Source organism: Kluyvera sp. CHPC 1.251, assembly GCF_036759945.1.
Lineage (GTDB): Bacteria > Pseudomonadota > Gammaproteobacteria > Enterobacterales > Enterobacteriaceae > Kluyvera > Kluyvera sichuanensis.
Map to the genome: position 1 here is coordinate 102904 of NZ_JAPKIC010000013.1, position 11094 is coordinate 113997.

General features: G+C 56.1%; 6 protein-coding genes. 1 reads left to right on the forward strand and 5 read right to left on the reverse strand.

Annotated features, from left to right (window positions below; all coding sequences use genetic code 11):
- Nucleotides 1-81: 81 nt before the first annotated feature.
- Nucleotides 82-3765, reverse strand: a complete 3684-nt coding sequence (gene metH, locus V6940_RS20445; protein ID WP_333497110.1) for a methionine synthase — start codon at nucleotides 3763-3765, stop codon at nucleotides 82-84.
- 198 nt (nucleotides 3766-3963) lie between these two features.
- On the opposite strand from metH, the gene iclR reads away from it, so the two are divergent.
- Entirely contained in the window at nucleotides 3964-4788 is an 825-nt protein-coding gene (gene iclR, locus V6940_RS20450) for a glyoxylate bypass operon transcriptional repressor IclR (protein WP_035895219.1), read from the forward strand.
- A gap of 51 nt (nucleotides 4789-4839) precedes the next feature.
- Here iclR and aceK read toward each other — a convergent pair whose 3' ends face one another.
- The 4 genes from aceK to metA form a co-directional block, all read right to left on the reverse strand.
- A complete protein-coding gene (gene aceK, locus V6940_RS20455; protein ID WP_333497117.1) occupies nucleotides 4840-6624 on the reverse strand; it encodes a bifunctional isocitrate dehydrogenase kinase/phosphatase in 1785 nt (594 codons plus the stop codon).
- Nucleotides 6625-6726: 102 nt separating this feature from the next.
- On the reverse strand, nucleotides 6727-8031 hold the full coding sequence (aceA, locus tag V6940_RS20460) for an isocitrate lyase (RefSeq protein ID WP_185668424.1): 1305 nt from the start codon (nucleotides 8029-8031) through the stop codon (nucleotides 6727-6729).
- A gap of 31 nt (nucleotides 8032-8062) precedes the next feature.
- Nucleotides 8063-9664 (reverse strand): malate synthase A, encoded by a 1602-nt coding sequence (gene aceB / locus V6940_RS20465; protein ID WP_333497111.1) that lies wholly within the window; start codon nucleotides 9662-9664, stop codon nucleotides 8063-8065.
- Nucleotides 9665-9935: 271 nt separating this feature from the next.
- Nucleotides 9936-10865: a homoserine O-acetyltransferase MetA gene (metA, locus tag V6940_RS20470; RefSeq protein WP_185668422.1), complete on the reverse strand. Its 930-nt coding sequence runs from the start codon at nucleotides 10863-10865 to the stop codon at nucleotides 9936-9938.
- Between the last annotated feature and the right edge of the window lie 229 nt (nucleotides 10866-11094).

Sequence of the window (11094 nt, forward strand, 5' to 3'; positions counted from 1 at the left end):
ATAAGGGTTTACGCACAATAAAGAGACAGGGCGCTCTAAGAGCGCCCTGTTAGTTGTAAGGAAAGATGACGGTTTTGTGAATCAGTCGGCATCGTAGCCGAGGTTCGGCGCCAGCCAGCGCTCCACTTCCGCCACGCTCATCCCTTTGCGGAAGGCGTAATCCTCAACCTGGTCGCGCTGAATCTGCGCCACCGCGTAGTACTTGCTGTCCGGGTGGCTGAAGTACCAGCCGGAGACCGACGCACCAGGCCACATGGCGAAGGATTCGGTCAGCTTCATGCCGGTGTGGGTTTCCACGTCCAGCAGTTCCCAGATGGTACCTTTCTCGGTGTGCTCCGGGCAGGCCGGGTAACCCGGTGCCGGGCGGATCCCCTGGTAGTTTTCGCGGATCAGCTCTTCGTTGCTCAGGTTTTCATTCGGCGCATAGCCCCAGTAAACCTTACGCACGCGCTCGTGCAGATACTCGGCAAAGGCTTCCGCCAGACGGTCAGAAATCGCCTTCACCATGATCTTGTTGTAATCATCGTGCTGCGCTTCAAACGCATCGGCCAGTGCATCTTCTTCCAAACCACCGGTCACCGCGAAAGCACCGATGTAGTCTGCTTTGCCGGAGGTTTTCGGCGCGACAAAGTCAGACAAGCAGTAGTTCGCAAAGCCGACTTTCTCCGTCTGCTGACGCAGATGACGGCTGACCGTCAGCACGTGGGTACGCGTTTCGTCGCGATAGATTTCCACATCGTCGCCCACGCGGTTGGCCGGGAACAGCCCGACGACGCCGCGAGGGTTGAGGGATTTCTCCGCGCTCAGTTGATCGAGCATGTCGTTGGCATCTTTGAACAGGCGCTTCGCCTCTTCACCCACCACTTCATCTTCAAGAATGCGCGGGTACTTCCCGGCCAGCGACCAGGTCATAAAGAACGGCGTCCAGTCGATGTAGTTACGCAGCGTTTCGATGCTGGCTTCGACTTCCTGCACGCCCAGACGATGCGCCACCGGCGGGGTATAATTTTCCCAGTCAAACGCCAGATCGTTTTCACGCGCCGCGGCCAGCGTTACCGGCGGCGTGCGTGGTTTCTTACGCCCGTGCTGAATACGCACGGTTTCGTACTCTTTACGCGTACGAGCAACAAAGTCGTCGTGCTGAGTATCCGAGAGCAGCGCCGCGACAACACCAACAGTACGCGAGGCGTTCTGTACGTAGACCGTTGGGCCGCTGTAGTTCTGCTCAATTTTCACCGCGGTGTGCGCTTTTGAAGTGGTCGCGCCGCCAATCAGCAGCGGGATAGTAAAGCCCTGACGCTCCATCTCTTTCGCCACGTTGACCATTTCGTCCAGCGATGGGGTAATCAGGCCAGAGAGACCAATCAGGTCGGCATTCACCTCTTTGGCGGTTTTGAGGATTTTATCCGCCGGGACCATCACGCCGAGGTCGATGATTTCGTAGTTATTACACTGCAATACCACACCGACGATGTTTTTGCCGATGTCGTGTACGTCGCCCTTCACGGTCGCGATAACCATCTTGCCGTTGCTGGAGCCTTTCTCTTTGCTGGCTTCAATGTACGGTTCGAGGTAGGCCACCGCCTGCTTCATCACGCGGGCCGATTTCACCACCTGCGGCAGGAACATTTTGCCCTCGCCGAACAGGTCACCGACCACGTTCATGCCGTCCATCAGCGGCCCTTCGATAACCTCAATCGGGCGCGCGGCCTGCTGGCGGGCTTCTTCGGTGTCGAGTTCGATAAACTCGGTAATGCCTTTCACCAGCGAGTATTCGAGACGCTTTTTCACGTCCCAGCTGCGCCATTCCGCCTGTTGAGCATTGGCGGTCTCGTCGGTTTTGCTGCCGCGATATTTCTCGGCCAGCTCCAGCAGACGCTCGGTGCCGTCATCGCGACGGTTGAGGATCACGTCCTCTACCGCATCGCGCAGCTCGGCTGGGAGGTCGTCATAAATCGCCAGTTGACCGGCGTTGACGATCCCCATGTCCATGCCGTTACGGATGGCGTAGTAGAGGAACACCGCGTGAATGGCTTCACGCACCGGGTCGTTGCCGCGGAACGAGAACGATACGTTGGAGACACCACCGGAGATCAGCGCATGTGGCAGTTCGCGTTTGATGTCTTCGCAGGCACCGATAAAGTCCTGCGCATAGTTGTTGTGCTCTTCAATGCCGGTTGCCACGGCGAAGATGTTCGGGTCAAAGATGATATCTTCCGGTGGGAAGCCCACCTCTTGGGTCAGAATGTTGTAGGCACGGCGGCAAATCTCAATTTTGCGCTCGCGGGTATCGGCCTGGCCCACTTCATCAAATGCCATCACCACCATCGCCGCGCCGTAGCGACGCACTTTTTTCGCGTGTTCGATAAACGGCTCAACGCCCTCTTTCATCGAGATGGAGTTGACGATACCTTTGCCCTGGATGCACTTCAGCCCTTTTTCGATAACCTCCCATTTGGAGGAGTCGATCATAATCGGCACACGGGCGATATCCGGCTCACCGGCAATCAGGTTGAGGAAACGCACCATCGCCGCTTCGGCGTCGAGCATCCCTTCATCCATGTTGATGTCGATGATCTGTGCGCCGCTTTCCACCTGCTGGCGGGCCACATCCAGCGCTTCGTTGTATTTTTCTTCTTTGATCAGCCGTTTAAACTTCGCCGAGCCGGTAACGTTGGTACGTTCGCCGACGTTCACAAACAGGCTGTCGTCGCCGATGTTCAGCGGCTCAAGGCCGGACAGACGGCAAGCAACCGGCAGATCCGGCAGCTTGCGCGGCGGCAAACCTTCGACGGCGCGGCTCATCGCCGCAATGTGTTCTGGGGTGGTGCCGCAGCAGCCGCCGACCACGTTGAGGAAGCCCGCCTGCGCCCATTCCTGAATCTGGGCGGCCATGGTGTCGGCATCGAGGTCATATTCGCCAAAGGCGTTCGGCAGACCGGCGTTCGGGTGCGCGGTCACGTAGCATTCTGCAATGCGCGACAGCTCCTGTACGTACTGGCGCAGTTCATCCGGGCCTAACGCACAGTTGAGGCCAAAAGTCAGGGCGTCAGCGTGACGCAGAGAGTTGTAGAACGCTTCAGTGGTCTGGCCGGAGAGCGTACGCCCGGAGGCGTCGGTGATGGTGCCGGAAATCATGATCGGCAGGTCAACGCCCAGCGCTTCAAACTCTTCTTTCACCGCAAAAATCGCCGCTTTGGCGTTCAGGGTATCAAAGACGGTTTCAATCAGGATCAGGTCACTGCCACCCTCCACCAGCGCTTTGGTGGATTCGCGGTAGGCCGCCACCAGCTGATCAAAGGTGACGTTACGGTAAGCCGGGTCGTTGACGTCCGGTGAGATAGACGCAGTGCGGTTGGTGGGGCCAAGCACGCCCGCGACGTAGCGCGGTTTATTCGGCGTGCGTGCCGTCCATTCGTCGGCACAGGCGCGTGCCAGCTTCGCCGCCGCAAAGTTAATCTCCGCCGACAGGGATTCCATCTGGTAATCCGCCATGGCGATGGTCGTGGAGTTAAAGGTGTTGGTTTCAATGATATCCGCGCCCGCTTCAAAGTAGGCGTTATGGATAGCGCTGATGACCTCCGGCTTGCTGAGTACCAGCAGGTCGTTGTTTCCCTTCAGGTCGCACGGCCAGTCGGCGAAACGCTCGCCGCGAAAGTCCTGCTCGCTCAGACGATAGCCCTGGATCATGGTGCCCATGCCCCCGTCCAGAACCAGAATACGTTCATTTAACTGCGCACGCAGTTGCTCCACTTTGCTGCTCACAAGCACTCCCGACACCGCTCAACGAAACCCAGACATAAAAAGGCAATAAAGCATACTGGCATAAACTGTGAGGGTGGAAAAGGAAACAACTTGCTACTTGAGACATGTTCAACATGACTCATCGGAGCAGTAATACGAACGGTTGTATTATAATCAATAAAAACGAAAACAATTTCCACGATACAGAAAGGAGTTGCGATGGTTGCCAACGTTCCTGCGAAACGCGGTAGAAAACCCGCCCCTGCCGCTGCCCCAGCAACTGGCCAGGTGCAATCACTGACCCGTGGCCTGAAGCTGCTGGAGTGGATTGCCGAATCCCATAGCAGCGTCGCGCTGACCGAACTCGCGCAGCAGGCTGGGCTACCGAACTCCACCACGCACCGCCTGCTCACCACCATGCAGCAGCTCGGGTTCGTACGTCAGGTAGGTGAACTGGGGCACTGGTCCGTGGGCGCGCACGCCTTTATCGTCGGCAGCAGCTTCCTGCAAAGCCGTAATCTGCTAGCAATTGTCCACCCGATTCTGCGCAAGCTGATGGAAGACTCCGGCGAAACGGTGAATCTGGCGGTGCTGGATAAGAGCGATCATCAGGCGATTATTATTGACCAGGTGCAGTGTACGCAGCTGATGCGTATGTCCGCCCCGATTGGCGGCAAGCTACCGATGCACGCCTCCGGCGCGGGCAAAGCATTTTTATCTCAGCTGAGCGAAGAAGAAGTTACCAGCCTGCTGCACCGCAAGGGGCTGCACGCTTACACCCACGCGACGCTGGTGTCGCCGGTGCACCTGAAGGACGATTTGGCCCAGACGCGCAAGCGCGGCTATTCGTTTGATGATGAAGAGCATGCGCTCGGCCTGCGCTGCGTGGCGTCGTGTATTTACGATGAGCATCGCGAGCCGTTTGCGGCTATCTCCATCTCCGGGCCGATTTCCCGTATTACCGACGACCGGGTCACCGAGTTTGGCGCGATGGTGATTAAGGCGGCGAAAGAGGTGACGCTGGCGTACGGCGGCATTAAATAAACAAAATGCCCCAGAGGGGCATTTTCGGTAGGCCTGATAAGCGTAGCGCCATCAGGCAGATCGGCGCACATTGCCGGATGGCGACGCAAGCGCCTTATCCGGCCTACAGTCGGTTTCATAACGTACGCTGAAACGCTGGCGGCGGCGGTAGGCATAAACGTCTTCTATATGCCCATTTTTGATACGCGTCTGCAGGCCGCGCCAATAATCGGCACTGAGCAGGTCGGCGTGCATCTCTTCAAACAGCGGCCCGATACGCGGGTCGGCGCACAGCCAGTGGCGGAACTCTTCCGGGAAAACATCCCCCGGCGACACGCTGTACCAGGGCTCGCTGGCGAGCTCGTCTTCCGGGTAGCGCGGCGGCGGTATGTCGCGGAAGTTCACCTCCGTCATATAGCAAATCTCGTCGTAGTCGTAGAACACCACGCGGCCGTGGCGGGTGACGCCGAAGTTTTTAAACAGCATATCGCCAGGGAAAATATTGGCCGCGGCAAGCTGACGAATGGCGTTGCCGTACTCTTCCACCGCATCACGCAGCGGCTGGCCTTCCACCCGCTCCAGCCAGATATTCAGCGGAACCATCCGGCGTTCGATGTAGAGGTGGCTTATTGCAATTTTATCACCCATATCGACGATCTTACCCGGTACTTCCTGCAACAACAGCGCCATTAACGCGGGCGCAATCTGCTGCTTATCCAGCACGAAGTTTTCAAATTCCTGGGTATCCGCCATGCGGCCAACGCGGTCGTGCTCCTTTACCAGCTGATAGCAGGCGCGCACGTGGGCGGCAGACATCTCTTTTTGCGGCGCAAAGCGGTCTTTGATCACCTTAAATACCCGGTCAAAGCCCGGCAACGTGAACACCAGCATCACCATCCCGCGAATGCCCGGCGCTTCGATAAACTGCTCGTCGGTGCTGGCGATATAGTTCAGGTACTCACGATAGCTTTCCGTTTTCGCATGCTTCTGGCAGCCAATCGCCATATACAGTTCGGCGGTGGTTTTGCCCGGCAGGATCTCCCGCAGCCACTCTACCAGGGCGGCAGGCAGTGGGGCATAAACCATAAAGTAGGAACGCGCGAAGCCAAAGACGATGCTCGCCTCTTCGGTGGTGGTCAGGCAGGTATCGACGAAAAGCTCCCCTTCATCGGTGCGATGAATCGGGATTAAAAACGGCAGCGTACCGTTTGGCGTGATGAGCTTACCGATAAGCCAGGCCGCTTTATTACGGTAAAACAGTTCGTTAGCAATTTGCAGATGCGCACGATGCAGCATCTCAGCGCCCAGCGTTTCGCTCAGGTGCGCCATGATATAGCCAACATCGCGGAATTTATTTTGCCACGGCAGACGCAGCGGCAGGTCGCTGAGCATTTTGAAAATCACCGCTTCCCAGCCATATTCGGGGAAGAAGTCTTTCGCTAGCGGCCGGGGAATGGCGCGGAAGCGGCGCTCCGGCTGCGAGCTGAAAATAAATAACCGCTCGGGGCTAAGCGAGCGGTGATCGAATAATCGACAATAGACCGAGTTAAAAAAGCTCTCGGCAATTTCAAAGCGCGGGTAATCCGGCAGCAGGCGGGTGTACTGCGCTTTAACGCGCAGCAGAAAATCCGCATCGGTGCTCTTACCATCGGTAATGCAGCGCAGCTGTTCAACCACCAACCCCACGTGGTGGTCGTACAGATGGATACGGCTTTTCATCGCCTGCTGAACCGCATGCCAGTCGGCCTGTTCAAACCGTTGCTGTGCGCCGGAAGTGACTTCCAGAAAACGCCCGTACTGGGCGTCAAATCCCTGCAAAATGGTCTGCGCAATCAGTAATTCCAGGCCTCGCGTCATCATTATTCCCCATCCGGCACCGAGTCATGCCGGATGGCGCGTTCGCTTCTCCGGCCTACATGTTGTTGTAGGCCCGGTAAGCGCTGCGCCACCGGGCAGTAATCAGAACTGCGATTCTTCAGTCGAGCCGGTCAGCGCGGTCACCGAGGAGGTGCCGCCCTGGATAATAGTGGTGACATTATCGAAATAGCCGGTGCCCACTTCCTGCTGGTGAGAAACGAAGGTGTAGCCATCTTTCGCCGCCGCGAACTCAGCCTGCTGAACCTTCTCAACATAGTGCTTCATCCCCTCACCCTGGGCATAAGAGTGCGCCAGGTCGAACATGTTGAACCACATGCTGTGGATACCCGCCAGGGTAATGAACTGGTACTTGTAGCCCATATCTGACAGCTGCTGCTGGAAGCTGGCGATGGTTTTATCATCCAGTTTTTTCTGCCAGTTGAACGACGGCGAGCAGTTGTAGGCCAGCAGCTTGCCAGGGTATTTCGCGTGGATAGCGTCGGCAAAGCGCTTCGCCAATGCCAGATCTGGGGTAGAAGTTTCACACCACACCAGGTCGGCGTACGGCGCGTAGGCCAGGCCGCGGCTGATCGCTTGTTCAATGCCCGCATGGGTGCGGTAGAAGCCTTCGCTGGTGCGCTCACCGGTGATGAAGTCGCTGTCGTATGGGTCGCAGTCGGAGGTGATAAGATCCGCCGCATCCGCATCGGTACGGGCGATCAGCAGGGTCGGTACGCCCATCACATCGGCCGCCAGACGCGCAGCAACCAGTTTCTGAATCGCTTCCTGAGTCGGTACCAGTACCTTGCCACCCATGTGACCGCATTTTTTCACTGAGGCCAGCTGATCTTCGAAGTGCACCGCCGCTGCACCAGCTGCAATCATCGACTTCATCAGTTCAAAGGCGTTCAGCACGCCACCGAAACCGGCTTCGGCATCAGCAACGATCGGCAGGAAATAGTCCACATAGCGCGGGTCGTTTGGCTCAATACCGTTCGCCCACTGAATTTGATCCGCGCGGCGGAAGGTGTTGTTGATTCTGTCGACCACCGCCGGGACGGAGTTCGCCGGATAGAGCGACTGGTCCGGGTACATGCTGGAAGCCAGGTTCGCGTCTGCCGCCACCTGCCAGCCGGACAGGTATACCGCTTCAATACCCGCTTTCGCCTGCTGCAGCGCCTGACCGCCGGTCAGCGCACCAAGGCTGTTTACGTAGCCCTTTTTCGATTCACCGTGTAGCAAACGCCACATTCTGGCGGCACCGAGCTGGGCCAGCGTACATTCCGGGTTGACCGACCCGCGCAGTTTCACCACTTCTTCCGCGCTGTACGGGCGACGAATGCCCTCCCAGCGAGGCTGCGTCCACTCTTTTTGTAAATCTTCGATTTGTTGGGTACGAGTTTTCATGTGCAGATGCTCCATATTGTTATGTGGTGAATTACGCCAGCAGGCGGTAGCCAGGCAGGGTCAAGAAGTCGATAAGTTCGTCGGAGGTGGTGATCTGCTCCATCAGGCGTGCGGCATCATCGAAACGGCCGCCGCTGAAGCGCGCATCGCCCAGCTCGTCTTTGATAACCAGAAGCTCTTCGGCCAGCATCTGGCGGAACAGCGGTTTGGTGACCGGTTTGCCGTTGCTCAGCGTCTTCTGATGGTGGATCCACTGCCAGATGGAGGTGCGGGAGATCTCAGCGGTTGCCGCATCTTCCATCAGGCCATAAATCGGTACGCAGCCGTTGCCGGAGATCCAGGCTTCGATGTACTGCACCGCCACGCGAATGTTGGCGCGCATCCCCTCTTCCGTACGCTCGCCGTCGCACGGTGAAAGCAGTTCTTCAGCGGTAATCGGCGCGTCGTCAGCGCGGGAAACGGTTAACTGGTTTGGACGCTCGCCCAGCACCTCGTTAAACACCGTCATTGCGGTATCCGCCAGACCGGGGTGCGCCACCCAGGTGCCGTCGTGGCCGTTATTGGCTTCCAGCGATTTATCCGCTTTCACCTTATTCAGCACCTGCGCATTGCGCTCGGCATCTTTGCTTGGGATAAACGCCGCCATACCGCCCATCGCGAAGGCGCCACGCTTGTGGCAGGTTTTAATCAGCAGACGCGAGTAAGCGCTGAGGAACGGTTTATCCATCGTCACCACCTGACGATCCGGCAGTACGCGGTCCGGGTGGTTCTTCAGGGTTTTGATATAGCTGAAAATGTAGTCCCAGCGGCCGCAGTTCAGGCCAACAATATGGTCACGCAGCGCGTGCAGAATTTCGTCCATCTGGAAAACCGCCGGCAGCGTTTCAATCAGCAGCGTGGCTTTGATGGTGCCGCGTGGCAGATTGAAGCGATCTTCTGCGAAGCAGAACACTTCGTTCCACCAGGCCGCTTCCTGCCAGGCCTGCGTTTTCGGCAGATAGAAATAGGGGCCACTGCCTTTTGCCAGCAACGCTTTGTAGTTGTGGAAGAAATAGAGTGCGAAATCAAACAGGCTGCCCGGGATGGCTTCACCGCGCCATGTGACGTGTTTTTCCGGCAGATGCAGGCCACGTACGCGGCAGATGAGCACCGCCGGGTCGGGCTTGAGCTGGTAGATTTTTCCCGCGTCGTTGGTATAGCTGATGGTGCCGTTAACGGCATCGCGCAGGTTGATCTGACCTTCAATCACCTTGTTCCAGTCTGGTGCGAGGGAATCTTCAAAATCGGCCATGAACACTTTGACGTTCGCGTTCATCGCGTTAATCACCATTTTGCGCTCAACCGGCCCGGTGATTTCTACGCGGCGATCCTGCAAATCAGCCGGAATACCGCGAACCGTCCAGTTACCCTCTCTAATGGAAGCGGTTTCCGAAATGAAACCGGGGAGTTTACCGTCATCGATATCCTGCTGCTGCTGAATACGTGCAGCCAGCAGCTTATTGCGTTTAGGCGTAAATCGGGTCACCAGTTCGGTCAGAAATTCCACCGCTTCCGCAGTCAGAACCTGCTGTTCCTGCGCGCCAGAAGGCTTCAGAAAAGCCAGTTCATCGGTTGTTGTGGCCTGTTGTGTCATGGTGCAGCTCCTCGTGAATGATCCGAATAGTTTCCCCGCCAGCTGAGCAGAAGATCGTTGTGTAGTTTTCGCTCAACGTTTTTAATCCTAATCAATAAAATCAAAAAAACAAAAACAATTTCCATTTTCAATTTAAAATAAATACAACTTATTGATTAGTAATAAGATAAAAATTTATTTTGTACTGGGGGTCATTTCGGAAACAAAAAAGGCACCCGAAGGTGCCTGATTGAGAATGCTGAAACGCTTTAGGATCGCGGAAGGTAGAGGATCAATCCAGCGTAGGGTTCATATTCCGCAGATCGTACGGTGTGATCTGGTAGACGTAGTAGTTGAGCCAGTTGGCAAACAGCAGATTTCCGTGGCTACGCCAGGTCGCGTGCGGTTTGTTATTTGGGTCATCTTTCGGGAAGTAGTTATACGGCACTTCTGGGGTTAAACCGGCATCCACGTCGCGGAAAAATTCGCTCGCCAGGGTATGGGCATCGTATTCCGGGTGACCGGTAACAAAGGCGATACGCTTATCTTTGCTGGCAAACAGATAGGCGTCACCGCCTTCCGTTTCGGCGAGAATTTCCAGGTCGGTATAGTCACGAATCAGCTGCGCTGGGAAATCGGCATAGCGAGAGTGCGGTGCCAGGAAGCTATCGTCAAAGCCGCGCGTCAGCAGGGCATGCGGATGGAGAATATGGTGTTCATAAACGCCGGAGAGCTTGTCGTTGCGGGTTTGCTTGGGAATGCCATAGAGAATATTAAGCGCGGCCTGTACCGCCCAACAGACAAACAGCGTCGACGTGACGTGATCTTTGGCCCACTCTAGCACCTGCTTGATCTGCGGCCAGTAAGCAACGTCGTTAAATTCTACCAGCCCAAGCGGCGCACCGGTGACGATCAGACCATCGAAGTTCTGGTCGCGAATGTCGTCGAAATTGCAGTAAAAGTTATTAAGATGCTCCGTTGGCGTGTTGCGTGACTCGCGCGCATCGATACGCAGGAGCTGGATATCCAGCTGCAGCGGAGAGTTTGACAGAAGGCGTAAAAATTGGTTTTCTGTCTCAATCTTCTTCGGCATCAGGTTGAGTATCAGCACCTTCAAAGGACGAATTTCCTGACCCGTAGCACGCGACGTGGTCATCACAAAGACGTTCTCATCACGCAAGAAATTGACGGCTGGTAGCTCGTCCTGCACCCGAATCGGCATAACCTTATTACCTCACAGCATACGTATAAACGTTTAGACATCCAGACAGCTAACGATACCCAGATTTCCGTTAAATGTCGAGTCTGCAAGTTGAAGGTGAGAAAGTTTCAATTACTTATAAGGTAGAATGTTGAAACGATTCGAAAAGGAGAAAAATGATGATAATTCGACGTTTGAATCGCCACGGGTTTAACAGACACCTCAGAGTCATTTAAGATGACTTAAAGAG